Here is a 25,136-nt window from a genome sequence, read left to right as displayed (position 1 = left end):
AGACGGCGCCGGCCCTCGACCCGTTCGCCACCACCCTCTCCGTCACCGGCACAGGAACACCCGCATGAGCACGCACGTCCCCTTCCGGATCACCACCGCGGCCTCCGGCCCGAGCGCCCTCACCCTGGCGGTCGTGGGTGAACTCGACCATGACGCCGGGCACTTCCCGGCCCTGCTCACGTGCGCCATCGAGGATCACGAGCGGGAGCACGGGGCGACGCTGCGGGACCTGCACCTGGACTGCGCCGACCTCACCCTGATCGACTCGACGGGGCTGGCCATGCTGCTCATGCTGCGCCGGCGGACCTACCCGGCCGGTATCACCCTGCATCTCGACAACCGGCCCGCCCACCTGGAGCGCATGCTCCAGCTCACCGGCACCACCGAGTACCTCACCGAGCCCCAGCCCCGTGCCGGGCGGCACACCGACCAGTCGGACAGCGCGCCCGCGCCCTGACGTCCACTTCTCGCCGACACCGACCACGCGGGCGGACGCCGATGCCGCCGCCGGAGCCCCGCGACCCGCCCGCCCCGCCGCCCGCACGGCGGCCGACGGGCGAGCGAGCGGGCCCCGGCCGTCCCCGCGATCAGTCCAGTGCGGCGCCGCGGGCCGCGGCCTCGCGCTCGGTGCCGGCGTCGGCCGTCGCCAGGGTGCCGTTCGCGCTCTCGAGGTGGGCACGGACGAACCACTGGAACTGCTCCAGGTCCCGCAACTGCTCGATCAGCAGGTCCTCGGTGGCGGGATCGAGGTCGCCGACCTCCTTGATCGAGCTCCGTACGCCCTCGATCAGGCCGGTGTAGACCATGTCGAGGGCGCCCAGGTGCGCGATCGCGCTGTCCCGCCCGATGGAGTAGTCCTGCCACGTCCGCTCCTCGACCAGCGCGCCGGGCGTGCCCTGCGCGACTCCGCCCAGGGCCGCGATGCGCTCGGCCACGTCGTCGGCCATCTCCCGCACCCGGTCGACCTGGGGGTCGATCATCTCGTGCACGGAGATGAAGTGGGGCCCCACCACGTTCCAGTGCACGTGCTTGAGGGTGAGGTGCAGATCGTTCAGGGCGTGCAGCCGCAGGCGCAGCGCGCCGATGAGACGGCCGGCGGCCTCCCGCTCGATGCCCGGAACGGTGTACTTGGGAGTCAGGTCCTTCGCCATCTGCGCAGCTCCTTCAGGTCATGGGGTGTTCGGTGCCCTGATGCCCCGCACCCGGTGCGACAGGCCTGTGAACCGCGTCGCTCCACCGATCGGACCACCGGTTCGGCCGCGGCGCGGGCCGGAGACCGCCGTACGGGTGTCGGGGCCGGAAGGACCGGGCGCGCCCGGTCCGGCATCGGGTGGGGTACCGCGAGAGGGGTACCGGTGACATTCGGGCCCTGTCGGCCGTCCGGATGCGCGCGGGGCTCCACCGGGGCCGCGGCCTGGGCCAGTAGGGTGAAAGAGTGAACGAGGGGAGACCGGTGAGAGCGGCGCGCAGCCTGGCGACGCTGGACGACGTGGAGAGCGGCGACCACGTCTGTCAGTTCCTGGAACCGGCCGAGAACATCGTGGAGTACAGCCGCGCCTTCGTGGCCGACGGCGTCCTCTTCGGCGACAAGCTGGTCATCGTCGGCACGGACGACCGCCCCGCTCCGGAGATCGCCGGCGCGCCGGCCCGCGTCGTGCTGGATCCGGCCCGGCTGGACGGCTCCGCCCTGCTGGCCGCGGTGCGCAGGGAGGCCGCGAGCGCCGGACGCGAGGGTTTCCGGGCCCTGCGCGTCCTGCGGCACGTGACGGCCGACCATCGTGATGACGGCCGGCGCGAGACCATGCTGCAGAGCGAACTGGATCTCGAGGAGTTCGCCGCGGACAGCGGTGCGATGGTGCTGTGCACCTATCAACCCGCGGACTGGGACCCGCCGACACTCGACCAAGTCAGGTGTGTGCATCCGCACCACGTGGGCAGCCGACCCGCAGCGCCTGAGTTCCGGGTGTACACAACCGGAGAGGGCCGCTGGACGGTGAGCGGAGTGATCGATTCCGAAGGTGCCCCGGCGTTCGGCGCCGTACTGCGCGGTCTGGTCGCGCACGCCGCGACCCTCCGCCTGATATGTCACGACCTCGAGTTCTTCGACGCGGCCGGCATGCGCGCCCTGGCAGACGCCGCCAGATGTCTGCCGGAGCGAGTGGTGATCATCGAGGGGGCCAACGAGACCGTGCGCCTGAGCTGGGGGCTCTCGGGATACGCCGTACCGGAGGTACCCGTGGTGATGGTGCCATGACCATGTCGTCTCCGCGGGAGTCCGCGGCCACCCCCGCGGGATACCGGCACGAGCTGTATCCCTACCGGGGCCGTCAGGAGTTCCTCGACGGCACCCTGGACTTCATCCACGAGGCGCTCGACGGGGACGAGGCCGTCGTCGTGGCCGTGCCGAACGACAAGGTGACGCTGCTGCGCGCGGAGCTTCCCCAGCTGTCGGCGGTCCGCTTCGTCGACACCGGCGCCGTCGCCCACCATCCCGGCCGCCTCATCGCCGCCTGGCAGCGGTGGATAGGGGAGCACACCGCCGAGGGGCGGCCCGTGCGGGGCATCGGCGAGTCGCCCTGGGAGGCCGCCCGCAGCCGCGCCGAGGTGCGCGAACTGCAGTACTACGAGTGGCTGCTGAACAAGGCCTTCGCCCACAGCCCCGCCTGGTGGCTGCTGTGCCCGTACGACGCCGACGGCGGGTACGCCGACCTGAAGGCGATGGCGCGCTGTCATCCCGAGGTGCGCCGCGACGGCCGCTCGCAGGCGAGCGACGGGTACGACGCGGAGGCGGCCTACCCGTTCGATCCCCTCGACCGGCCGTGCGACCCGTACGAGGAGATGCGCTATGCCGGTGGAGACCTGTCCGCGGTGCGCGCGAAGATCGCCGAGTGTGCCCGGCGGCACGGTCTGGACGGCTCGCGGCTGAGGGAACTGTCCCTCGCCGCCACGGAGATCGCGGGCAACAGCATCAAGCACGGCGGCGGCCACGGAGTGCTCCGGACCTGGGTCGAGGACGACCGCATGATCTGCGAGTTCCGCGACCGCGGCCACCTGGACGACCCCCTCGCGGGGCGGACCGGCCCGAACGCCGCGCAGGTCGGCGGCCGCGGACTGTGGCTGGCGCACCACCTCTGCGACCTCGTCGAGATCCGGTCCACCCCCGAGGAGGGGACGACCGTCCGCCTGCACACCGCGCTGCGCGACTGAGTGCGGCCGGCCGACCCTCGCCGACCGGCCCCGCCCGCCGCCCGCCGTCAGGGCAGCGGGGTGCCCCCGGTGGCGTTGAGGATCTCGGCGGTGATGAAACCGGCCTCCTGCGAGGCGAGGTAGACGTAGGCGGGAGCCAGCTCGGCCGGCTGCGCCGGACGGCCCATCGGGCTCTGCTTGCCGAACTCGGCCGTGTCGGGCATCGTCGCCGGGATCAGGGGCGTCCACACCGGGCCCGGCGCGACCGCGTTGACGCGGATGCCGCGCTCCGCGACCATCTGCGCCAGCCCCTGCGTGAAGGTGACGATCGCGCCCTTCGTCATCGCGTAGTCGAGCAGGTGCGGGCTGGGCTTGTACGCCTGCACGGACGTGGAGTTGATGACGCAGGCGCCCGCAGGCATGTGCGGCAGCGCGAACTTGGTGAGCCAGAACATGCCGTAGAGGTTGGTGCGCAGGACGCGGTCGAACTGCTCGGTGGTGATCGCCTCGATGCCGTCCGGCTGGGACATCTGGTACGCCGCGTTGTTGACCAGGATGTCGATGCCTCCGAACTCCGCGACCGCCCGGTCGATCAGTGCCCTGCACCGGCTCTCCTCGCGGATGTCGCACGGGACGGCGACGGCCTTGCGCCCGGCGTCCTCGACCAGCCGGGCCGTCTCGCGCGCGTCGTCCTCCTCCTCGGCGAGGTGGGTGAACAGCACGTCGGCGCCCTCGCGGGCGTAGGCGAGGGCGACCGCCCGCCCGATGCCGGAGTCCCCGCCCGTGACGACCGCCCTGCGGCCCTCCAGCCGGCCGGAACCGCGGTAGGACTCCTCGCCGTGGTCGGGCGGCGGATCCATCGGTCCGGTCCAGCCGGGATGCGGCTGGTCCTGGGAGGGGAAGTCGGGCCGCGGATGTTGGGTGGTGGGGTCCTGCTGCCTGCGGTGCTCGTCCGTCACGTGGACCTCCTCGTCCTCGGGGGAGGGTGGGCAGGCCGGGTTCCCCCTCGTGACCGGCCGAAAAGCTTCCTCCGGGTACCCGTTCGGAAGCAGTCCGAATGTTTCGGAGTCGGCGCATCTCACCAGTGGATCTCCATCGTCCCCACTTCCTCGTGCCCGTGTGCGGAGATCACCCTGGTGAGAGCTCTGGTCTGCTGGAACGCCACTCCCGAACACCCCGGTTCTCCTTCGAACGTTTCGAAATGACGACCGAAACTGTTGACTGTCGGCGGGGGCAGCTCAACACTTTCGCCATCCCGTCCCCGAAGGAAGAGGCGCGTACATGACCGCGTTCATCCATCCGAAGAGCCGCGGACGCGGGCGGTTCCGCATGCTCGTCCGAAGTGCCTGGGCCGTCGCCCTGGCCGCCGTGGTGGCGATGCTGCTGCCGGGCGCCGCCCACGCGGACACCGTCGTCACGTCGAACCAGACCGGCACCGACAACGGCTACTACTACTCGTTCTGGACCGACAGCGCCGGGACCGTGTCCATGAACCTGGGCTCCGGCGGCACCTACGGGACCTCGTGGCGCAACACCGGCAACTTCGTCGCCGGCAAGGGCTGGAGCACCGGCGGCCGCAGGGCCGTGACCTACTCCGGCACCTTCAACCCCTCCGGCAACGCCTATCTGGCGCTCTACGGCTGGTCGACCAACCCGCTCGTGGAGTACTACATCGTCGACAACTGGGGAACCTACCGGCCCACCGGCACCTTCAAGGGCACCGTCACCAGCGACGGCGGCACCTACGACATCTACCAGACCACGCGGTACAACGCCCCCTCGATCGAGGGCACCCGCACCTTCAACCAGTACTGGAGCGTCCGGCAGTCGAAGCGGACCGGCGGAACCATCACCACGGGCAACCACTTCGACGCCTGGGCCCGCGCCGGAATGAGCCTGGGCACCTTCAACTACATGATCCTCGCCACCGAGGGATACCAGAGCAGCGGAAGTTCCAACATCACGCTGGGTGACAGCGGTTCGGGCGGCGGTGGGGGAGGCGGTGGTGGCGGTACGGGTTGTTCCGCGACGCTGTCGGCGGGTCAGCAGTGGGGTGACCGGTACAACCTGAACGTGTCGGTGAGCGGGTCGAGCGACTGGACGGTGACGATGAACGTCCCGTCGCCGGCGAAGGTCCTCTCCACCTGGAACGTCAGTGCCTCCTATCCCAGCAGTCAGGTGCTGACGGCGAAGCCCAACGGCAGCGGCAACACCTGGGGCGTCACCGTGCAGCCCAACGGCAACTGGACCTGGCCCACGGTCTCCTGCACCCCGAGCTGATCCCGCCGTCCCCGAGTGGAGGACCGATCCCCATGAGCATCAGACCACGTCTCGCGACGCGCCGGCCGGGCGCGGCCCTGGCCGTCCTCGCGCTGGCCGCCGCCGGCACCCTCACCGTCCAGGCCGCCCCGGCGAAGGCCGCCGCCTGCAACGGGTACGTCGGACTCACCTTCGACGACGGCCCGTCCGGGAGCACCCCGGGCCTGCTCAACGCCCTGAAGCAGAACGGGCTCCGGGCCACCATGTTCAACCAGGGCCAGTACGCCGCCGCCAACCCCGCCCAGGTGCGCGCCCAGGTCGACGCCGGCATGTGGGTGGGCAACCACAGCTACACCCACCCGCACCTGCCGCAGCTCTCCTCGTCGCAGATCGACTCGGAGATCTCCCGCACCCAGCAGGCGATCGCGGCAGCGGGCGGCGGCACTCCGAAGCTGTTCCGGCCGCCGTACGGCGAGACCAACGCGACGGTGAGGTCGGTCGAGGCCAAGTACGGCCTCACCGAGGTCATCTGGGACGTCGACTCCCAGGACTGGAACGGCGCGAGCACCGACGCCATCGTCCAGGCCGCCGCGCGCCTCACCAACGGCCAGACCATCCTCATGCACGACTGGTCCGCCAACACCCTCGCCGCCATCCCCCGCATCGCTCAGGGTCTGGCGGGCCGCGGCCTGTGCGCCGGCATGATCTCCCCCCAGACCGGCCGGGCGGTGGCGCCCGACGGCGGCGGTGGGGGAGGCGGTGGTGGTACGGGTTGTTCCGCGACGCTGTCGGCGGGTCAGCAGTGGGGTGACCGGTACAACCTGAACGTGTCGGTGAGCGGGTCGAGCGACTGGACGGTGACGATGAACGTCCCGTCGCCGGCGAAGGTCCTCTCCACCTGGAACGTCAGTGCCTCCTATCCCAGCAGTCAGGTGCTGACGGCGAAGCCCAACGGCAGCGGCAACACCTGGGGCGTCACCGTGCAGCCCAACGGCAACTGGACCTGGCCCACGGTCTCCTGCAGCACCGGCTGACCGCATGGCCGGACCGGGCTCGCGGGGGCACCCGAGGTGTCGGGCGCCCCCGTCGCGAGCCCGGTCCGGCCACGAGGCGCCGAGGGGCGTGGGCGCCGTCACTGTGTTCGGGAACGCGGTGGCCGACCGGACCGCTTGCGGCCGGCCGGGAGGGGCACGCGGACACCGCCGGGCGGCGGCGTCCGCGTCGGGCCTCAGGGCTCGGGGTCGGCCAGACGGCTGAGCAGGGTCACGGCGTCATCGTGCGCCACCGGCTGGAAGAAGCGTGCGTCGACGTCCTCGACGGCGGCGATCGCGCGCGGGGCCAGTTCGGCGCCGGCGCTGGTGACGCGCAGCCGTTTGGCGCGGGTGTCGGCGGGGTCGACCTCGCGCTTGACCAGTCCCTTGGCCTCCAGGGCGCGCAGGACCTGCGAGGTCATCTTGACGTCCGTGCCGGCCTGGCGGGCCACGGCCAGCTGGTTGGGGTGTTCGCCGCGTGCGTTCAGCCACCAGGTGCAGGCGAGGAGAACGAACTGGACATGGGTGAGATCCAAGGGGCCGAGAGCGGCGGTGATGTCGCGTTGCCAGCGCAGCGTGGCGTGCCAGAGCAGGAAGCCGGGGCTGTCGCCGGGGCTGAGGGCCATCAGCCCTCTGCCAGTTCGACCAGGGCGGCCATGGTCTCCGGCCAGTCCGCGGTGATGGCCGGACCGATCTGCGGGCCGAGCCCGTCGGCGCCGGTTCCGGTGATCTCCATCCGGTAGGTCACCCGGGTGCGGCCTCGCCGGCCCTCGTCGAGCCGGTGGGCGGTGCGCAGGAGCAGTCCGTCGAACCGGGCCTCGTCCACGAACAGTTCGTCGACGGTCGCCTCGGCGACGAGCAGGTGTACCGGGTCCTGCCCCGCCGGGGTCATCACGATCTCGGCGCCCGCCTCGAACGGGCCGCTGATCCGGGTGCTCGCGATGTCGGCGTTCCAGGTTCCCCAGTTCTCGACGTCGGCCCACAGGCCCCAGATCGCCTCGGGTGCGGCGCTGGTCTCGATGCTGTGCTCATACGTCCACATCAGTGGCCTCCTCGTCAAGAAGATTGTCTGTGGGGAGATTATCTGTGCAGAGACTATTTGTCCACGCCTCCCTCGGCACCCCCTTCGACCCGGGGCCGGTCCGCTCCGACGCGGCGTCATTTCCTCTCGTGGTGCCGCCCGGATCGGCCCGTCGGGCCGGGTGGCACCGGAGGCTCGCCCCAAGGCGTCTCCAGTACGGCCCGCAGCTCCCGCACCGACCGGCCGCCGATGCGCTCGGCCAGCGTGCGTTCGAGCGCGTCGAGGGCGGCCGTCGCGCGGTCGTGCGCGCGACGGCCCGCGGGGGTCCGGCGGATGAGCAGCTGCCGGGCCGAGGCGGGGTGGGGGACCTGCTCCAGCAGGCCCAGGGCGACCAGGGTGTGCACGGCCTTGTGCGCGGTCTGCCGGGTGACGCCCATCCGGCGGGCCAGCTCGGACACCGTCGTGCCCTGTTCGTCGAGGACCGCGAACAGCTGCAGCTGGGTCGACGACACCGGTGCGGCGCCGTCCGCTTCGAGGGCCGCCAGCAGGGCGTCGTCGAACCACCGACGGGCCTCGCCCAGCAGCTGCGGCAGGCTGCGGCGTCCGGCGTCCATGCGCTCCCCAGGGTCGGACGAAGAAAAGGTCAGCGAAGTCTTGCACGCTCCCGAACCATTATGTCAGCCTGGCTGACATCCAGCGCCGCGGCGATCGCCGCACGTCCGCGCACGCCGGTGACCGACCGCCGCGCGACCGCCGAAGGCCGGCCGCCGTCGGCCACCGGCCGGCCGCCGCACCACCGAGGAGAGCCGTGACCATCGAGTACGCCACCCAGTACCGCCGTGCCTCGCAGATCCCGCCCGACCCGGGCAAGCCGTACTTCATCGAACGGGGCATGGGCGACCGCGCCCTGCTGTTCACCGACCTGTTCACCGTCTACGCGGGCGGCGAGCAGACGGAGAACACGTTCAACTTCTTCACCTGCGAGGGCCCCAAGGGCGACACCATCCCGGCCCACCTCCACCCGGACACCTACGAGGTCTTCTTCGTCACGGACGGCGCGGTGCGGCTGTTCGTCGAGGACACCGCGGGCGAGCAGTACGAGAAGCTCCTGACCAGCGGCGACTTCGGCTTCGTCCCGAAGAACTGCCCCCACGCCTACCGCATCGAGCGCCACGGCAGCCGGATCGTCGGCGTCGCCGCCGGCCCCGGCGGCACGTTCGAGCGCTTCTTCGAGAACCTCGGCACGCCCGTCGAGGGCCCCGGCCTGCCCGCCTCGCCGTACGTCCCGGAACGGAGCAAGTTCGCCACCGTGCCCCAGCAGTACGACGTGCGGTTTCTGCCCGACCACCAGTGGCGCACCCCGTGACCGCGCGTCCCGACCTGCTCGCCGTCATCGCGGCCCCCCACCCGGACGAGGCCCCGCTGCCGCCGGCCGTGCACCTGGAGGGCGGGGTCCGCCTCCTGCGCGGCGTCCCCTACGCGGACGTGCCGGGGGCGCGGCCGCTCGAACTCGACCTGTGGCTCCCGGAGCACCGCCCCGGCGGGCCGTCCGTCCCGCTCGTGCTGTTCGTGCACGGCGGGGCCTGGCGCCGGGGGAGACGCGAGGACATGGGGTACCGGACGCGGGGCTGGGAGCCCGGTCCCTTCGCCCGGATCGCCGCGGCCGGACTGGCCGTCGCCTCCATCGACTACCGGCTCAGCGGCGAGGCCGTCTTCCCCGCCCCGCTGGACGACCTGCGCGCCGCCCTGCGCTGGCTGGCCCTGCGCGCCCCCGAACTCGGCGCGGACGCCGACCGGACGACCGTGTGGGGCGAATCGGCCGGCGGGCACCTCGCCGCCCTGCTCGCCCTGTCCGAGGGGACACCCCGGCCGAAGGGCGCCGTCGCCTGGTACGCACCCAGCGACCTCACCCGGCAGGGCGCCGACTCCCCGGAGGCGCTGCTCCTCGGGGCGGCACCCGCCGACGTGCCGCAACTCGCCCGCGAGGCGAGTCCCACGGCTCGGGTCCGGCCCGGTGCGCCGCCGTTCCTGCTGGTCCACGGCGAGGACGACTCCATGGTCGACTGCGACCACAGCCGCGCCCTGGCCGCCCGGCTGGCGGAGGCGGGCGTCCCGGTCGACCTGTGGACGGTCCCCGGCGCCGACCACGTCTGGTACGGCCTGTCCGACGAGCGGGTCGAGAACCTCTTCGTCCGCACGCTGGACTGGGTCCGGACGGTGACCCGGTAGGGCCCCGGCGGAGGACCGCGCCCACGGGTCTCCGGGGCAGCCGGCCGTGTCCGACCTCTTGACCTGGTCCGAACGGCCGGTTTAGCGTTCCCGCGTCGATCATGATTGAAACGATTCAATCATGAGTTGTTCTCCCGGACTCGAGGCGCACCATGGATGAAGGCATGACGCAGAGCGGCGGCATACCCCGGCGGACGGCCCTGGCCGCGGGACTGGCGGCGGGGGTCGGGGCGACGGTCCTCGGCGCCCTGCCCGGCGTGGCGGCCGCCGCCCCCGCGGCCCCGGCGACCGACGCCACGGGGACCGCGGCCGCGGAGGCCGGCCCCGGCGCCGACTGGTTCGCGAACCCCCCGCGGTCCGTGCGCCCCAAGTTCCGCTGGTGGTGGCCGGACGGACTGGTCGACCCGGACGAGATCGCCCGCGAGATCGACCAGATCGCGGACGCCGGCTTCGGCGGCATGGAGATCGCCGCCGTCCACCACAGCGTCAAGGACAAGTCCGTCCTGGACACCGCCCGGCACGGCTGGGGCGGCGGAGCCTGGCGGGACGGCGTCGAGGCTGCCCTGAGCAGAGCCGCCAGACGCGGCGTCACCGTCGACCTCACCCTGGGCCCCGCCTGGCCCGTCGCGGTCCCCGGCGTCACCCCCGACGACGAGGCGGCCGCGCAGGAACTCGCCCACGGCCGGGCCGCCGTGGCCGCCGGAGCGGTGTACGAGGGCCCGGTGCCCCCGCCCGTCCACGCGCCCGCCCCCGGCGTCACCCGGCAGCGGCTCCTCGCCGTGCAGGCGGCCCGCGTCGACACCGCCCACTCCACCCGCAAGGAGACCGGCCTCGACCCCGCGAGCGTCCGCGACCTGACCTCCCTGGTCACCGACGGCGCCCTCTCCTGGACGGCCCCGCAGGACGGCGACTGGGTGCTGATCTCCTACTGGCGGCGCGGCTCGGGACAGCAGCCCGAGTCCGGGCCGCACTCCTCGCCGGCGGCCCACGTCGTCGACCACTTCAGCGCCGCGGGCACCGGGGCCGTCACCGGCTTCTGGGAACGCGAGATCCTGACGCCCCGGCTGCGCGGGCTGCTGAAGGCGGCGGGCGGCGCCTTCTTCGAGGACTCCGTGGAACTGGAGACCGACGGCCTGTGCTGGACCTCCGCGCTGCCGGAGGCCTTCGAGAAGCGCACCGGGCGGCCGCTCCTGCCGTACCTGCCGGCGGTCGTGCTCGACAACGGCAACCAGGTCTTCGCGTTCGAGGCCCAGCTCACCCGGCAGATCCGGCACGACTTCTGGGCGACCGTGTCCGACCTGTTCAACCGGCACCACGTCCGCGCCCTGCGGGACTGGGTGCACTCCCTCGGCATGGAACTGCGCGCCCAGCCGTACGGCCTGCAGACCGACGCCATCGCCTCGGCCGCCCTGCTCGACATCGCCGAGGGCGAGTCCCTCGGCTTCAAGAACCTCGACGACTACCGCTGCCTGGCCGGCGGCCGGGACATGGCCGGGCACACCGTCCTGTCCTGCGAGGCGGGCGCCTACAACGGGTCCGCGTACAGCACCACCTGGGACCGCTTCCTGCGCACCATGGGCGGCGCCTACGCGGCGGGCGTCAACCAGACGGTCCTGCACGGCTTCTCGTACGCCACCGCACCCCAGGTGAGCTGGCCCGGCTTCGCCGCGTTCAGCCCGTACAACGGCACCTCCGGCTACGGCGAGTCCTGGGGGCCGCGGCAGCCGACCTGGCGGCACGTGGCCGACATCGCCGGCTACCTCGGCCGGGTGCACCGGGTGCTCCAGGCGGGCACCGTCCGGGCCGACGTGGCGATCCTGCGGCAGACCGGCTACACCGCCACCGGCATCGGCGCCTCCTGGTTCACCGCGACGGGCGTCCCGCTCGGCTGGACCCACCAGTTCCTCAGCGGCCCGCTGCTCGACCTGCCCTCCGCCACCGTGCGCGACGGCCGCCTGGCACCCGACGGCCCGGCGTACAAGGCCCTCTTCGTCGAGGGCGACTTCTTCTACGGCTCCACGCCCACCCTCGCCCTCGACGACGCCCGCAAGGTGCTCGCCCTCGCCGAGGCCGGGCTGCCCGTGGTGCTGCTCGGCGCCTTCGACCAGGCACTGACGCCGGGCGTGCCCGCGGACGGCGAGACCGACCGGCTGCGGGACGTCCTCGCCCGGCTGCTCGCCCTGCCGAACGTCGCCCGCGTCACCGACAAGGCGCTCGTCGGCGACGCCCTGAACCGGCTCGGCGTCACACCGGACGTCCGCCACAGCACCCCCTCCACCCTCCTCAACGCCCACCGGGCGACCTCCGGGGCGGACTTCTACTACCTCTGCAACGGCAAGCACGCGGAGACCGTGAAGCCGGCCGTCGCGGCGGTCGACCACGAGGTCACGCTGCGCCGCACCGGGTCCGGGGAGGCGGTGCCCTACCTCCTGGACCCCTGGTCGGGCGAGGCCGTCCGGCTCGCCCGGTACACCCGGGACGGCGACGACTTCACCCTGCGGATCGCCCTCCGGCCGGGGGAGACGGCCGTCGTCGCGCTGGGCCGGCCCGGACTCTTCGGGGACCGCCACGGCTCCCGCCCGCACGTCGTCGCCACCGATGCCGACGAGGCCCTGTTCACCGACGAGGGGCTCGTCGTCCGGGCGAGCGCACCCGGGACGTACACGACCCGGCCGGACCGGGGGCGGCCGGTCACCACGACGGTCCGTGCCGTCCCCGCGGCGATCACCCCGGGCCCGTGGCGGCTCGACGTCGAGGACTGGCGGCCCGGCACCGGGGCGACCCGCACCGAACACGTCGAGGTCACCGTGACGCTGGACGCGCTGCTGCCCTGGTCGCGCATCCCCGAACTGGCGGACAGCGCGGGGATCGGCCGCTACCGCACGACCCTCGACCTGCCCGCCGACTGGACTGCCGCCCACGGCGCCCGTCTGGAGCTCGGCCAGGTCAGCGACACGTGCCGGGTGAGCGTCAACGGCGTACGGCTCGCCCCGGTGGACCGGCTGCACCCCGTCGTCGACCTCGGCACCGCCCTGCTGCGCCCCGGGGCCAACGTCGTCGAGGTGGAGGTGGCGACCCCGTTGATCAACCGTCTGCGGGTGGCGCAGCCCGCCGTGTTCGGCGGCGTCGCCCGCCAGGACCACGGCCTGGTCGGACCGGTGCGCCTGGTGCCGTACGCGCAGGCGCGCGTGTCCTGACCGCCGGGGTCCCCGGGATCACCGGGCGTCCGCGAGGGGCGGACCCGGGACGGCGGGCCTCGGCCCGCCGTCCCGGCCTCCCTCAGTCCGTGCGGACCAGGTGGACGGCCGTGCTCGACCAGTCGCCCCGCGGCAGGTCGAGGTGGAGGCCGTACTCGGCGAGGACGGTGGCGTGGTGCACGGTGCCGGTGCGGGCGTCCCGGTAGCGGGCGCCGGGCGTGAGCGCCGGCAGGCGCACCGGGAGGCGCGGGCTGCCGTGCCGGGGCCCGCGCTGCCAGGCCAGCACGAGCAGCTCGGCGGCGTCCTCGGCGACGTACTGCACCACCGTCGGACGGTCGCCGCCCGGCTCCGACAGCCGGTACAGCGCACCGTGCTGCACGAGGTGGCGCACCTTCTTGTACTCGGCCACCAGCGCCGCGCCCTCGGCCAGTTCCTCCTCCGACCAGTGGGTGAGGTCGCCGCCGATGCCCAGCAGCCCGGCCATGGCGGAGTGGAAGCGGAACCGCAACGGCACCGTGCGGCCGGTGACCTGGTTCGGCACGTCGGTCACCCAGGCGGACATCGCGCGGGCGGGGTAGACCTGGCCGAAGCCGTGCTGGATGACCAGGCGGTCGACGGCGTCGGTGTTGTCCGACGCCCAGGCCTGGTCGGTGCGCGCGAGGACACCGAGGTCGACGCGCCCGCCGCCCCCGCTGCACGTCTCGATCCGCAGCCCCGGGTGGTCGGCGCGCAGCCGGTCCAGGACGCCGTACAGGTTGGTGACGTACGCGCTCCACAGCCGGTCGCCGTCCGGGGCGGCGCCGGGCCAGCCCGCCTCGCTGAAGGCGCGGTTCATGTCCCACTTCAGGAAGTCGACGGCGTGGTCGCCGACCAGCCGGGTCAGCCACCGGTACGCCCAGTCGGCCACGTCGTCGCGGGCGAAGTTGAGGACGAGCTGGTTGCGCAGCTCGCTGCGGACCCGGCCGGGGATGTGCAGGACCCAGTCGGGGTGTGCGCGGTACAGGTCGCTGTCGGGGTTGACCATCTCCGGCTCCACCCAGATGCCGAACCGCATGCCGAGCCCGTGCACGGCGTCGGACAGCGGCCCGAGGCCGTCGGGGAAGCGGTCGGGCGCCGGCGTCCAGTCGCCGAGGCCGGCGCGGTCGCTGCGGCGCGAGCCGAACCAGCCGTCGTCGACGACGTACAGCTCGACGCCCAGTGCGGCGGCCCGTTCGGCGAGGGCCATTTGGCCGGCCTCGTAGACGTCGAAGCCGGTGGCCTCCCACGAGTTGTAGAGCACCGGCGCGGTCTCCCGGCCGCGCGGCAGGACGTGCGCGAGCGTGTACGCGTGCCAGGCGCGGCTCGCGGCGCCGAACCCGCCGTCGGTGCACAGGCCGGCGAACACGGGGGTGGCGTGCTCCTCGCCGGGAGCGAGCGGCAGGCTCGTGCCCTCGTGACCGGCGCCGCCGGTCCAGCCGGCCCGCCCGTCGGGGGTGCGCTGCACGGTGACGCGCCAGGTGCCGGACCAGGCGAGGGCGGCGCTCCACACGCGTCCGTGGTCCTCGCCGGCGTCGCCCGCGTCGAGCATCACCCACGGGTTGGCGTGGTGGCTGGTGATGCCGCGCCTGCTGGTCAGCACGGTCTCGCCGTACGGAAGGGCGTCCCGGCGCAGCTGGCTCTCGGCGGACCACTGCCCGGTGACGTGGCTGAGCCGGTAGTCGGGCAGCACGGGCAGCGTCCAGGCGGCGGAGTCGGCCCGCAGGAGCTCGACGCGCTGGTCCCCGGCGTTGCGCAGCACGGTCCGGCGTTCGATGACGTCGGTGTCCTCGCGCACCCGGTAGTGGAGCGCCACGTGCAGGGGGTAGAGGCGGTCGCGGAACTCCAGGACGAGTTCGGCGCTGCCGGGCGCGGGCTCGTGCACCCGGTGCCCGACGGGCTCCCACTCGAAGGCGCGGGAGCCGTCGGGGTGGCGGACCTGGAGCGAGGGCGGGCCGAAGCGGGTGCCGCCGTCGACGGGCAGTTCCTCGCCCACGGCCGGGCGCCCCTCGAAGCTGTCGCCCGCCGAATCGGCGGGGACGAGGAGTTCTTCCGCCTCCGGGAGGGTCAGCCGCGGCCCCCACGCCAGATGGCAGGGAGCACCCGTCTCGTCGATCCGCAGGGCGTACGACGTCCGCGGGGTGGTCAGCAGCCAGATCCCGGTGTCCGGGGAGAAGGAGATCATCGGTGTCGGGCCTCACGTGGATGAACGGACGAAGGAGGGGCGAAGTGACGCGAAGCCAAGCGTGACCTTCGATCACATGACAAGACTCCGCCCTCATCGCGGCTTGCAAAGGAGATCACAGGTCCTGTCGGCCGTTCAAGGGTTGACGGGTTCTTTCATTGACAGCGGAAAATAAGGGATCTAGGTTCCCGGCCATGCCCTCGCCCACCGACGCCGAGACGTTCCCCGCCACCACCCCGGCCGCCTCGCACGTCTTCACCACCGTCCTCTCCCACGGCCCCCTCACCCGGGGGGAGGTGGCCCGGCGGGCCGGTCTGTCCGCGGCCGCGGTCACCAAGGCCGTCCGTCCCCTGATCGAGTCGGGCTATCTGGTGGAGGACGCGGACGCGGAGACCCGTCCGGCGCTCGGACGGCCCGCCGGCCTGGTGCGCGTCGACGGTGGCCGCGCGCTCTTCGTCGGCGTGAAGCTGACCGGTGACGAGATCATCGGCGTGCTCACCGACCTGCGCTGCCGCAGCCTCGTCGACCGTCGCGTACCGCTGGCCGACCGCGCCCCCGAGGCGGTCCTCGCCGCGACCGCGGACCTCGTGCGGGAACTGCTCGCCGAGGCGGAGGGCTACGGCGTCCGGGTGGCCGGCCTGGGCATCGCCGTCTCCGGTGACGTCGACCGCGCCGAGGGCGTGGTGCGGTACTCGCCGTTCCTGGAGTGGCGCGAGGTCCCGCTGGCCGGACTCGCCGCCGCCGTCACCGGGTTGCCGGTGACCGTCGACAACGACGTACGGGCCCTCACCGTCGCCGAGCAGTGGTTCGGCGCCGGCGTGGGCCTGTCGGACTTCGCGGTGGTCACCGTCGGCGCGGGCATCGGGTGCGGCCTGGTCGTGCACGGCCGGGTGGTCGCGGGAGCGCACGGCGTGGCCGGCGAGATCGGTCATGTGACCGTCGACCCGGACGGGCCGCTCTGCCGCTGCGGCAACCGCGGCTGCGTGGAGGCCGTCGCCGCGGACGCGGCGATCCTCGCCCGCATCCGCGAGACGGGCGGAGCCGAGGTCGCGGACACCGCCGAGGCCGTGGACCGGGCGCGGCACGGGGATGCCGGGGCGCGCGAGGCGTACGCCAGGGCCGGGAACGCCATCGGCCGCGGCATCGCCACCGTCGCCAACCTGCTCGGACCCTCCCGCGTGATCATCTCCGGCGAGGGCCTGGCCGCCTACGACCTGTTCGCCGAGCACATCCGTGAGGCGTTCACGGCCGCCGCGTTCGGCTCGGCCGCGCGGTGCGACGTGCGGACCAGGCCGCTGCCCTTCGAGGAGTGGGCGCGCGGGGCCGCGGCCACGGCGATCCAGTCCTTCATCACCGCACCCCATTGACGGAACCGCACCCCCTTGACGGATCATCGGGAGAAATCTCCCGAATCGATTGCGGAATGCCGAAGTCGGTTGAAATGAGCCGAAGTCGGTCGGAGCCGATCGCGGGCCGGAGTGCGTGGCCGAAGGACGGGTACCCGGGGCTGCGTGATATCTCCGACCTCCCGCATCCCCGCGACAGGGGAGCGCGTGTCCGTACACCCCCGGCCCCCGGTAGCGGAACGCCCCCGCGAGGGGCGGGTGCTGGCGGGCCGTTACCGGCTGGGCTCCCTGGTCGGGCGGGGTGGCGCCGCCGACGTCCACGCGGGCTTCGACCTCCGGCTCAGGCGGCGGGTCGCGGTCAAGGTGTTCCGGGGCGGCGCGGAACAGTCGGAGGAGAGTTTCACCGACGAGGCCGTCCTGCTCGCCGGACTCCAGCACCCCGGCCTCGTCACCGTCTACGACTCCGGCCGGGACGAGGAGCTGCCCTTCCTGGTCATGCAGTTCCTGGAGGGACTGACCCTGCGCGCACGCATAGGGGCCGGAGCCCTGCCCCCGGCCACCGTCCGCGAACTCGGCGCGGCCCTCGCCGAAGCACTCGCGTACGTGCACGCCGCGGGCGTGGTGCACCGCGACGTCAAACCGTCCAACATCCTCCTGGACACCGCCGGCGCGCCCCACCTGTCCGACTTCGGCATCTCACGCCCGGCCGACGGCACCGGACGGACGGCCCCCGACGTGCTGGAGGGCACCGCCGCCTACCTGGCACCCGAACAGGTCATGTCCCGTCAGGCCGGGCCCGCCGCCGACGTCTACGCCCTCGGCCTCACCCTGCTGGAGTGCGTCAAGGGCGAACTGGAGTACCCCGGCGCGCCGCTGCAGGCGGCGATCGCCCGGCTGCACCGCCCGCCGGTCCTGCCCCGCTTCCTCGACGACGAACTGGCCGGCCTGCTGGCGGCCATGACGGCCGAGGACCCGCAAGCCCGCCCCGCCGCCGCCTCCTGCGCCCGGGCGCTGGCCGCCATGAACACACCCGACGCCACCGGCGCGGCCGGGACGTCCGGCGTCAGCGGCGCCCTCTTCGGCCACACCGGCGGGTCCCGCGCCGCCGCCGGCCGGACGGCGACCCCCGCCGCTCCCCGCCGCCCGGGCGGGCGCACCCTCGCGGTGGCGGGTGCCGCGCTGGCCGCCGTGCTCGGCGTCACCCTGACCGGCTCCATCGGAGCGGCGCCCGACGACGGCACCCCGCGTGCGCAGGACCCCGGTGCCGGCGCGCCGCCCGCCACCGGGCCGGTGAATCCGCCCGCGACCGTCCCGGACACGCCGGCCGGCCCGGCCTCCGGCGCCCCCTCCGCGGCCGCGGACGAGACCACGGCCGCGACCCCCGCGGCCCGTACCCCGTCGTCCGGGCAGGGCGGCGAGGCCGGCGGCCCGGCGCAGGAACCCCCGGCGGCCGACGGTCCCCGGACGCACGGCAAGCCCGACAAGACCCGGGTGCCGGCCGCGGCGGCCAAGGGCAAGGAACAGGCCAGGAGCAAACAGAACCGGGCCGCGGGACGGTGACGGCCGACCGGCCCCCGACCGACCGGCGCCGGCCGCGAAGAGGCTGAAGAGGCCGTCGCGGGGCCGGCGGGTGGTGGCGGACCGCCGTCGACCGGCGGCGGGGGCGCGTCGGGCCCGCCCCGTCGGCCGGTGTACTGCACATGGCAGCCCCCGGCGTCCCCCGAAGCCGCTAAACCCTCCCGCCTCCGGCATCCCCTCGCGTGTCACGGGCAAGGCCTCGCGTCATCCGCCCCGACCCGAGGAGACACTCCGCATGGTTGCCAGACCCCCCGCCGGCAGACGCCGCGCCGCCCTGACCGCCGTCGGCACCACCCTCGTCCTGGCGGCCGTTCCGGCGGTCGCGGCCGCCGGGCCGTCGCACCCCGTACGGCCCGGACCCGCCGCCGCCCGCACCCTCGGTGCCGGCGAACCCCCGCGGGAGGTGCTCACCGCCCTCCAGCGCGACCTGCGCCTGACGCCCGGGCAGGCCACCGCACGCCTGGCCAACGAAGCGGAGGCGGGCCCCCGGGCCGGCCGGCTCCACAACGCGCTGGGCGCGCGCTTCGCCGGGGCGTGGGTGACCGGCCGGACCTCCGAAGGCCTCACGGTCGCCACCACCGACGCCGCCGACGTACCCGCGATCCGCGCCGAGGGCGCGCAGGCCGCCGTCGTCACCACCCCCCTCAGCGGCCTGCTCTCCCTCAAGAACGCCCTCGACGAGGCGGCCGGCCGGGTCCGGACCGCCGAGACGCCCGTCTGGTACGTCGACGTCAGGGCGAACCGGGTCGTGGTCCAGGCGACCAGCCGGTCGGCCGCGACCGCCTTCATCGAGGCGGCCGGCGTCCAGGGCAAGGGCCTCGGCATCCGGGTGTCGGCCGAGCGCCCGCGCCCGATGGCGGACATCGTCGGCGGCGACGCCTACTACATCGAGGACACCGCCCGTTGCTCCGTGGGCTTCTCCGTCACCAGGGCGGAGCAGCAGGGCTTCGCCACGGCGGGCCACTGCGGCAGGGCCGGGGACACGACGACGGGCTCCGACGGGACCGACCAGGGATCGTTCCAGGCGTCCGTCTTCCCGGGCAAGGACATGGCCTGGGTGGGCGTGAACGGCAACTGGACCGCCACCCCCGACGTCAGGGGGGAGGGCGGCGCGAAGGTCCAGGTCTCCGGCTCGGTCCGGGCGCTCGTGGGGGCGTCGGTGTGCCGCTCCGGCTCGACGAGCGGCTGGCACTGCGGCACGGTCGAGCAGCACGACGTGAGCGTCACCTACGCCGAGGGCACCGTCGACGGCCTGTCCCGGACGACGGTGTGCTCCGAACCCGGCGACTCCGGCGGGCCGTTCCTGGCCGGGACCCAGGCCCAGGGCGTCACCTCCGGCGGCTCGGGGGACTGCACGCGCGGCGGCACCACGTTCTTCCAGCCGGTCAACCCCCTCCTGAGCCAGTACGGGCTGACCCTGAAGACCGCGGGCGAGGCCGTGACGCCCGCTCCGCAGCCGGCCACCCCCACCGACACCTGGGCCCCCGGCCGGGTCTACGAGGTGGGGGAGACCGTCTCCTTCGGCGGTGTCGGCTACCGATGCCTGCAGAACCACCAGGCGCAGGGCACGGGATCGCCGGAGGCCGCCCCGGCACTGTGGCAGCGCTCCTGACCGCCGGACCGCGCCGGACCCGGCGGCGGAATGGATCCCGCCGCCGGACCCGCCCGTCCCGCCGGGGCGGTGGGCGGGGAGCACCGAGGGCTCGCCCGGCGGCAGGTGCGCCGGATCGGCGCGCAGGCGACGGCCCGGCGAACCGTCGCCTGCGCGGTCCGGCCGTCGCCTACGCGGTCCGCGCGACGAGAAGGGCGACGTCGTCGTGGTCCTCGGGGTGGCGCAGGCCGTGCAGGAGCAGGTCGCAGGTCTCCTCCAGGGGACGCCCCGGCTCGTCGAGGAAGCCGAGCAGCACGCCGAGACGGTCGTCGATGGAGTGCTGACGGGTCTCCACGAGGCCGTCCGTGTAGAGGACCAGCATGTCGCCGGGGGCCAGGTCGGTCGTGGTGGTCTCGAAGGGCACGCCGCCGACGCCGAGCGGCGCCCCGGTGGGCAGGTCGAGCAGCCGGGGCTCATGACCGGGGCCGGCCAGCGCGGGCGGCATGTGGCCGGCGTTGGCGATCCGGCACTGGCCCGTACGGGGGTCGTAGACGGCGTAGAGGCAGGTGACGATGTAGTGCTCCAGGCCGCGGGTGATCTTGTCGAGGTGCTGGAGCACCGAGCCGGGGTCGAGTTCGAGATCCGCGTACGCGCAGGTGGCGGTGCGCAGCCGCCCCATGGTGGCGGCCGCGTCGATGCCGTTGCCCATCACGTCTCCGACGACCAGCGCCGTCTTGCCGTCGGTGAGGGGGATGACGTCGTACCAGTCGCCGCCCACCTCGCTGGTGGCCTGCGCGGGCTGGTAGCGCGAGGCCAGCTCCAGGCCGGGGTGCCGGGGCGGATGGTCGGGCAGCAGGCTGCGCTGGAGGGTCAGGGCGGTGTTGCGCACGCTCTGGAACCAGCGCGCGTTGTCGATGGCCACGGCGGCACGGCCGGCCAGCTCGGCGGCGAGGACGACGTCGTCCTCGTCGAACGGGAGCGGGTTGCGGGTGCGCTTCAGGTCCAGGGCGCCCAGCACCTCGCCGTGGGCGATCAGCGGAACGGCCAGGTACGAGTGCACCCCGGCCCGGGCCAGGAGCGCGCAGGCCTCGGCGCTGCGGGCGATGCGCGGCAGATCGCGCTCGCCCACGTGCTGTACCAGGACCGGCCGGCCGCTGTGCACGCACAGGGTGACCAGGCGGTCGCCCTCGTACGTGGTGAGGTCGCCCGGTGGGTCGGCGGCGCGCTCCGCCACGGTGGGGTGGGAGGCCTTGAGCGCGAGGGCGCGGAAGAGTTCGGGCCCGTCGTCCGGCCGGCGTCTGCGGCGGCAGGCCAGCGCCGAGTCGAGGATGTCGACGGCGACCACGTCGGCGAGTTGCGGCGTGGCGACCTCGGCGAGTTCCCGGGCGGTCCGCTCCACCTCCAGCGTGGTGCCCACGTGCGTGGACGCGTCGGCGATGAGCGCCAGGCGTCTGCGGGCCCGGTCGGCCTCGGCGGCCGCACGGTGGCGTTCGGTGACGTCGATCAGTGAGAGGGCCGCGCCGAGAACCTTGCCGCCCGGATCCTCCAGCCGGTAGAAGGACAGCGACCACGCGTGCTCGTGGTCCGGGTCGGTGGGCGGCCGGCCCACGTGGAACTGGTCGAGCAGCGGGGTGCCGGTGGCGATCACCTGGCGCAGCGCCGACTCGATGGTGTCGATGTCGGGCAGGGGCAGCGCCTCCCGCAGCCGACGCGCGACGTGGTCCCCGGCGGGAATGCCGTCGATGCGCTCCAGCGCCGGGTTGACGAGCAGGTACCGCAGCTCGGTGTCGACCAGGGCCAGACCGATCGGGGACTGGTCGATGAGCCGCTCGCACAGCGCGAGGTCCGTCTCGACGCGCTGGAGGAGCTGGTGGTCGGCCACGATGCCCAGGGCGTAGACGTCCCCCAGGTCGTCCTGCAGCCGGATGTTGCGGAACTCCACCAGACGGCTGCTGCCGTCCTTGTGCCGGACGGGAAACGCGCCCGCCCAGCCGCGGCCGGTCTCCAGCACCTCCGCGAACAGCCGTACGACGGCCTGCAGATGCTCGGGGTCGATGAACAGCCGCGCCGCGTACGCGCCCAGGGCCTCCGCCGCGGTGTAGCCGAACAGGTCCTCGGCCTGCGGCGTCCAGAAGACGATGCGTCCCTCGGCGTCGAGGACCACCGCCGCCACGCTCAGCATGTCCAGCAGGCCGGTGGTGCGGGGCGGCCCGAGACCGTACGGGTCGTCGTCGGACCGGAAGGAATCGGACGTCATCCCTGAGCCTCCTCCACCGGGCGGCGGAACCGGGCGACGGCGGTCGGTACCGCCGCGCACCCGGGGCGCGGGCACCGGCCCCTCCATGCTCCCCCCGCGCGGCGGATCCCGGAAGCCGGGCCGGCACCGGCCGGCCCGGCCGGTGCCGTGCGCATCGGCCGGACTAGCAGGACCATGGTCGTGAAGAGGATGGCAGCCATGGAATCTGCTCGAGGTACTCCCCAGGGTCCGCCGCCCGACGGACCCGGACGCTTTCCCGGCGGGCCGGCGCCCGACGGCCCCGAAGACGTGCCCGGTGGCCTGCCGCGCGGCGGGACGGGCCGGAGCGCCGGTGGGTCGGCGGAGGTCCCCGCCTGGGCGGCGTCCGGCGAGCCGCGCGCGGTTCAGGGCGGGTCGGTGCCCGGTGAGCCCGATGGCGTGCCCGGTGGCCTGCCGCGCGGCGAGGCGGGGGAGGTGTCCGGCGGCCCGCTGCCCGCGGGGCCGGGCCGGAGCGCCGGTGGGCCGGCGGAGGTCCCCGCCGGGTCGGCGTCCGGCGAGCCGCGTGCGGTTCAGGGCGGGTCGGTGCCCGGTGAGCCCGATGGCGTGCCCGGCGGTCTGCCGCGCGGCGAGGCGGGGGAGGTGTCCGGCGGCCCGCTGCCCGCGGGGCCGGGCCGGAGCGCCGGTGGGCCGGCGCCCGGCCGCGCCGACGGCGGTCCCGGTGGGCCGGCGCCCGGGGAGCCCGATCGTGCTCCCGGTGGATCGGCGGCCGGTGAGCCCGCCGGAGGTCCGGGCGGGTCGTCGGCCGGGGCGTCCGGCGAGTCGGCGGCCGGCGGCGCCGGCGCGGTTCTCGACGCGTCCACCGACGCGGCGGCCGTCGTCACCGCCGGCGGCGTCGTCATGGGCTGGACCCGGGCGGCCGAAGCGCTGCTCGGCCGCCCGGCGGACGAGGTGGTCGGCGGCTCCGCCGCGCGTCTGGTGGCGATGCCCGCGGACCCGGCCCGGGTGGCCGGCGTCGTCGAGCGCTGCCGCGCCGGAATGGGGTGGAACGGACACATCTCCGTACGCCACCGCGACGGCCGTCCCCTGGACGTCGACCTGCGCGTCTCCGCGTCCTTCCGCCTGGGCGACGACGAGTGCTTCCTGCTCTCGGCCCGTGAGCGGCGGACGCGGTGGACGGTCGGCCAGTCGGTCCTCGACGGGTTCCTGACCCGCTCACCGATCGGCATGGCGGTGGTGGACCTGGACCTGCGGTACGTGTGGCTGAACGACACCCTGGAGCGTTTCGGCGGCGTCCCCCGCGAGCAGCGGCTGGGACGCCGGCTGAGCGAGTTGCTCCCCGGCCTCCAGGCGGAGACGCTCGAAGGCCTGATGCGCAAGGTCCTGGAGACGGGCGCCCCGGTCACCGACTACGAGTACGTGGGATGGAGCTGGGCCGACCCGCACCGGCAGCACGCCTACTCGACCTCGTTCTTCCCGCTGGTGGACGCCCGCGACGCGGTCACCGGGGTCTGCTACATGGTCCTGGACGTCACCGAGCGGTGGAACGCGCGCCGCCTGCTGTCGATGGTCAACGAGGCCGGAACCCGCGTCGGCACCACCCTGAACGTGATGCGGACGGCCCAGGAACTCGCCGACTTCGCCGTTCCGGGCTTCGCCGACTTCGTCATCGTCGATCTTCTGGAGCCGGTCCTCAGCACCGAGGGGCACGGCGCGTGGCTGACCGACGCGGGCCCGGCGCCCGCCAGACCGGTGATGCGCCGCGCCGCGCTGAGGTCGGTGCGCGAGGGCTGCCCGGAGGCGGTGGCGCAGATCGGTGACCGTGTGGGCTTCCTCCCGCCCCCGCACGGGATGCGCCTGCTCATGGCGGGGGACGCGGTCCTCATTCCGGTCCTCGATTCCTCCGAGGGCCTGTGGGTGGCGGAGGAGCCCGCGCGCGCGGAGCGGATCCGGGAGTTCGGACTGCACTCGCTGATCTCCGTGCCGATGCGGGCGCGGAACACCGTCCTGGGGGTCACCACCTTCGTCCGCTCGCTCAACCCGGTCTCCTTCCAGTCCGACGACGTGCTGCTGGCCCGGGAACTGGTCGCGCGGGCGGCCCTGTGCGTCGACAACGCGCGGCGCTACACGCGGGAACACACGGCCGCCGTCACCCTGCAGCGCAGCCTGCTGCCGGACGTCCTGACCGGCGGTTCGGCGCTGGAGGTCGCCTCCAGCTACCTGCCGGCCGACCCGACGGACGGCGTGGGCGGCGACTGGTTCGACGTCATCCCGCTCTCCGGGGCCCGCGTGGGCCTGGTGGTCGGGGACGTGGTGGGGCACGGCATCACCGCCGCGGCGACGATGGGCCGGCTGCGCACCGCGGTGCAGACCCTCGCCGACATGGAGATGCCCCCGGACGAACTGCTGGCCCACCTGGACGACCTCGTGCTCCGGCTGAGCGCGGAGGGCAGCGACGACGAGGCGGCCCGCACTACGGCGGCCACCTTCCTCGGCGCGACGTGCCTCTACGCCGTCTACGATCCCGTCACCCGGCGGTGCTCCATCGCCCGGGCCGGGCATCCGCCCCCCGTCGTGGTCGCGCCCGACGGGCGGGTCACCTTCCCGGAGGTTCCCGCCGGCCCCCCGCTCGGGCTCGGCGGCATGGGCTTCGAGACCACCGAGATCGAACTCGCCGAGAACAGCCTCCTGGGCCTCTACACCGACGGCCTCATCGAGGGGGCCGACCGCGACATGGAACGGGGCATGACCCGGCTCGGCGAACTGCTGGCCCACCCGGACGGCGACCTCGACACGCTGTGCTCGACGGCGGTACGGCACCTCGTGCCCGCGCCCCGGCCCGACGACGTCGCCCTGCTCCTGGTCCGCACCCGCGCCCTGGACGCCGACGACGTCGTGTCCTGGGAGGTCCCCGTGGACCCGGCCGCCGTCGCCGACGCACGGGCCCGCGCGATCCGCCAGGTGGAGGCGTGGGGGCTGGGGGACCTCGCGATGACGACCGAACTCGTCGTGAGCGAGCTGGTCACCAACGCGATCCGGCACGCCGTTCCCCCCATCCGGCTCCGCCTGCTCCGCGACGCCCGGCTGACCTGCGAGGTCTGCGACGCCAGCAGTACGGCCCCCCGGCTCCGGCACGCCCGCAGCACGGACGAGGGGGGCCGGGGCCTGTTCCTCGTCGCCCAGCTCGCGCATCGCTGGGGGGCGCGCTACACACCCGGCGGCAAGATCATCTGGGCCGAGCAGGAGATCCCGGTGCCCCCGTAGC

The 25,136-nt window shown here is 74.1% G+C and carries 19 protein-coding genes; 12 read left to right on the top strand and 7 right to left on the bottom strand.

Features of this window, described 5'->3' with window-relative positions:
- Positions 1-64: 64 nt before the first annotated feature.
- Positions 65-457, top strand: a complete 393-nt coding sequence (locus ACH4N1_RS22435) for an STAS domain-containing protein (RefSeq protein WP_398099444.1) — start codon at positions 65-67, stop codon at positions 455-457.
- Positions 458-587: 130 nt separating this feature from the next.
- On the opposite strand, the gene ACH4N1_RS22430 is transcribed toward ACH4N1_RS22435, so the two are convergent.
- Positions 588-1,151, bottom strand: a complete 564-nt coding sequence (locus ACH4N1_RS22430; protein WP_398099442.1) for a Dps family protein — start codon at positions 1,149-1,151, stop codon at positions 588-590.
- Positions 1,152-1,435: 284 nt separating this feature from the next.
- Between ACH4N1_RS22430 and ACH4N1_RS22425 the strand changes: the two genes are divergently transcribed.
- Positions 1,436-2,254, top strand: coding sequence for an MEDS domain-containing protein (locus tag ACH4N1_RS22425; protein WP_398099441.1), 819 nt, complete (start codon positions 1,436-1,438; stop codon positions 2,252-2,254).
- On the top strand, positions 2,251-3,207 hold the full coding sequence (locus tag ACH4N1_RS22420; protein ID WP_398099439.1) for an anti-sigma factor RsbA family regulatory protein: 957 nt from the start codon (positions 2,251-2,253) through the stop codon (positions 3,205-3,207). Before ACH4N1_RS22425 ends, ACH4N1_RS22420 begins: the two co-directional genes overlap by 4 nt.
- Positions 3,208-3,254: 47 nt before the next feature.
- Here ACH4N1_RS22420 and ACH4N1_RS22415 read toward each other — a convergent pair whose 3' ends face one another.
- On the bottom strand, positions 3,255-4,145 hold the full coding sequence (locus ACH4N1_RS22415; protein ID WP_398099438.1) for an SDR family oxidoreductase: 891 nt from the start codon (positions 4,143-4,145) through the stop codon (positions 3,255-3,257).
- Positions 4,146-4,467: 322 nt separating this feature from the next.
- On the opposite strand from ACH4N1_RS22415, the gene ACH4N1_RS22410 reads away from it, so the two are divergent.
- Positions 4,468-5,466: a glycoside hydrolase family 11 protein gene (locus ACH4N1_RS22410; RefSeq protein ID WP_398099437.1), complete on the top strand. Its 999-nt coding sequence runs from the start codon at positions 4,468-4,470 to the stop codon at positions 5,464-5,466.
- 32 nt (positions 5,467-5,498) lie between these two features.
- Positions 5,499-6,479 (top strand): polysaccharide deacetylase family protein, encoded by a 981-nt coding sequence (locus tag ACH4N1_RS22405; protein WP_398099435.1) that lies wholly within the window; start codon positions 5,499-5,501, stop codon positions 6,477-6,479.
- A 194-nt stretch (positions 6,480-6,673) separates the two neighbouring features.
- Here the strand turns inward: ACH4N1_RS22405 and ACH4N1_RS22400 are convergent, their stop codons facing one another.
- From ACH4N1_RS22400 to ACH4N1_RS22390, 3 genes are all read right to left on the bottom strand, one after another.
- Entirely contained in the window at positions 6,674-7,102 is a 429-nt protein-coding gene (locus tag ACH4N1_RS22400; protein WP_398099433.1) for a MarR family winged helix-turn-helix transcriptional regulator, read from the bottom strand.
- Complete coding sequence (locus ACH4N1_RS22395) at positions 7,102-7,518, bottom strand: polyketide cyclase (RefSeq protein ID WP_398099432.1); 417 nt, start codon at positions 7,516-7,518, stop codon at positions 7,102-7,104. The genes ACH4N1_RS22400 and ACH4N1_RS22395 overlap by 1 nt, the downstream gene beginning before the upstream one ends.
- Before the next feature lie 116 nt (positions 7,519-7,634).
- Positions 7,635-8,111, bottom strand: a complete 477-nt coding sequence (locus tag ACH4N1_RS22390; RefSeq protein ID WP_398099431.1) for a MarR family winged helix-turn-helix transcriptional regulator — start codon at positions 8,109-8,111, stop codon at positions 7,635-7,637.
- 194 nt (positions 8,112-8,305) lie between these two features.
- On the opposite strand from ACH4N1_RS22390, the gene ACH4N1_RS22385 reads away from it, so the two are divergent.
- The 3 genes from ACH4N1_RS22385 (at position 8,306) to ACH4N1_RS22375 (ending at position 12,923) form a co-directional block, all read left to right on the top strand.
- Complete coding sequence (locus ACH4N1_RS22385; RefSeq protein WP_363089630.1) at positions 8,306-8,863, top strand: quercetin 2,3-dioxygenase; 558 nt, start codon at positions 8,306-8,308, stop codon at positions 8,861-8,863.
- The gene (locus ACH4N1_RS22380) at positions 8,860-9,726 is read left to right on the top strand and encodes an alpha/beta hydrolase fold domain-containing protein (RefSeq protein ID WP_398099429.1); all 867 of its coding nucleotides are present in this window, start codon (positions 8,860-8,862) and stop codon (positions 9,724-9,726) included. The genes ACH4N1_RS22385 and ACH4N1_RS22380 overlap by 4 nt, the downstream gene beginning before the upstream one ends.
- Positions 9,727-9,890: 164 nt before the next feature.
- Positions 9,891-12,923, top strand: coding sequence for a glycosyl hydrolase (locus ACH4N1_RS22375; protein WP_398099428.1), 3,033 nt, complete (start codon positions 9,891-9,893; stop codon positions 12,921-12,923).
- Positions 12,924-13,005: 82 nt separating this feature from the next.
- Here the strand turns inward: ACH4N1_RS22375 and ACH4N1_RS22370 are convergent, their stop codons facing one another.
- Entirely contained in the window at positions 13,006-15,123 is a 2,118-nt protein-coding gene (locus ACH4N1_RS22370) for an alpha-galactosidase (RefSeq protein WP_398099426.1), read from the bottom strand.
- Positions 15,124-15,317: 194 nt separating this feature from the next.
- Between ACH4N1_RS22370 and ACH4N1_RS22365 the strand changes: the two genes are divergently transcribed.
- The 3 genes from ACH4N1_RS22365 to ACH4N1_RS22355 all read left to right on the top strand — a co-directional run bounded on the left by ACH4N1_RS22365 (position 15,318) and on the right by ACH4N1_RS22355 (position 19,659).
- Positions 15,318-16,490 carry an ROK family protein gene (locus tag ACH4N1_RS22365; protein ID WP_398099425.1) on the top strand — a complete coding sequence of 391 codons (1,173 nt, stop codon included), beginning with the start codon at positions 15,318-15,320 and terminating at the stop codon, positions 16,488-16,490.
- Between the two features lie 186 nt (positions 16,491-16,676).
- On the top strand, positions 16,677-18,029 hold the full coding sequence (locus ACH4N1_RS22360; protein ID WP_398099423.1) for a serine/threonine-protein kinase: 1,353 nt from the start codon (positions 16,677-16,679) through the stop codon (positions 18,027-18,029).
- Positions 18,030-18,282: 253 nt separating this feature from the next.
- Positions 18,283-19,659, top strand: a complete 1,377-nt coding sequence (locus ACH4N1_RS22355; RefSeq protein WP_398099421.1) for an alpha-lytic protease prodomain-containing protein — start codon at positions 18,283-18,285, stop codon at positions 19,657-19,659.
- A gap of 169 nt (positions 19,660-19,828) precedes the next feature.
- Here ACH4N1_RS22355 and ACH4N1_RS22350 read toward each other — a convergent pair whose 3' ends face one another.
- Complete coding sequence (locus ACH4N1_RS22350) at positions 19,829-21,895, bottom strand: SpoIIE family protein phosphatase (protein WP_398099420.1); 2,067 nt, start codon at positions 21,893-21,895, stop codon at positions 19,829-19,831.
- 582 nt (positions 21,896-22,477) lie between these two features.
- On the opposite strand from ACH4N1_RS22350, the gene ACH4N1_RS22345 reads away from it, so the two are divergent.
- Positions 22,478-25,135 (top strand): SpoIIE family protein phosphatase, encoded by a 2,658-nt coding sequence (locus tag ACH4N1_RS22345; protein WP_398099419.1) that lies wholly within the window; start codon positions 22,478-22,480, stop codon positions 25,133-25,135.
- Position 25,136: the final 1 nt, after the last annotated feature.

This window comes from Streptomyces sp. NPDC017202 (assembly GCF_044331705.1).
Lineage (GTDB): Bacteria > Actinomycetota > Actinomycetes > Streptomycetales > Streptomycetaceae > Streptomyces.
The sequence above is the reverse complement of the archived record's forward strand: the minus strand, read 5'-3'. Positions and strand labels throughout refer to the sequence as shown.

What these genes read in the sequence shown, in the direction of transcription:
- ACH4N1_RS22435 (WP_398099444.1), top strand. Translation starts at nt 65, where the DNA reads ATGAGCACGCACGTCCCCTTCCGGATCACCACCGCGGCCTCCGGCCCG.
- ACH4N1_RS22430 (WP_398099442.1), bottom strand. Translation starts at nt 1,151, where the DNA reads ATGGCGAAGGACCTGACTCCCAAGTACACCGTTCCGGGCATCGAGCGG.
- ACH4N1_RS22420 (WP_398099439.1), top strand. Translation starts at nt 2,251, where the DNA reads ATGACCATGTCGTCTCCGCGGGAGTCCGCGGCCACCCCCGCGGGATAC.
- ACH4N1_RS22410 (WP_398099437.1), top strand. Translation starts at nt 4,468, where the DNA reads ATGACCGCGTTCATCCATCCGAAGAGCCGCGGACGCGGGCGGTTCCGC.
- ACH4N1_RS22405 (WP_398099435.1), top strand. Translation starts at nt 5,499, where the DNA reads ATGAGCATCAGACCACGTCTCGCGACGCGCCGGCCGGGCGCGGCCCTG.
- ACH4N1_RS22400 (WP_398099433.1), bottom strand. Translation starts at nt 7,102, where the DNA reads ATGGCCCTCAGCCCCGGCGACAGCCCCGGCTTCCTGCTCTGGCACGCC.
- ACH4N1_RS22395 (WP_398099432.1), bottom strand. Translation starts at nt 7,518, where the DNA reads ATGTGGACGTATGAGCACAGCATCGAGACCAGCGCCGCACCCGAGGCG.
- ACH4N1_RS22390 (WP_398099431.1), bottom strand. Translation starts at nt 8,111, where the DNA reads ATGGACGCCGGACGCCGCAGCCTGCCGCAGCTGCTGGGCGAGGCCCGT.
- ACH4N1_RS22375 (WP_398099428.1), top strand. Translation starts at nt 9,891, where the DNA reads ATGACGCAGAGCGGCGGCATACCCCGGCGGACGGCCCTGGCCGCGGGA.
- ACH4N1_RS22370 (WP_398099426.1), bottom strand. Translation starts at nt 15,123, where the DNA reads ATGATCTCCTTCTCCCCGGACACCGGGATCTGGCTGCTGACCACCCCG.
- ACH4N1_RS22365 (WP_398099425.1), top strand. Translation starts at nt 15,318, where the DNA reads ATGCCCTCGCCCACCGACGCCGAGACGTTCCCCGCCACCACCCCGGCC.
- ACH4N1_RS22355 (WP_398099421.1), top strand. Translation starts at nt 18,283, where the DNA reads ATGGTTGCCAGACCCCCCGCCGGCAGACGCCGCGCCGCCCTGACCGCC.
- ACH4N1_RS22350 (WP_398099420.1), bottom strand. Translation starts at nt 21,895, where the DNA reads ATGACGTCCGATTCCTTCCGGTCCGACGACGACCCGTACGGTCTCGGG.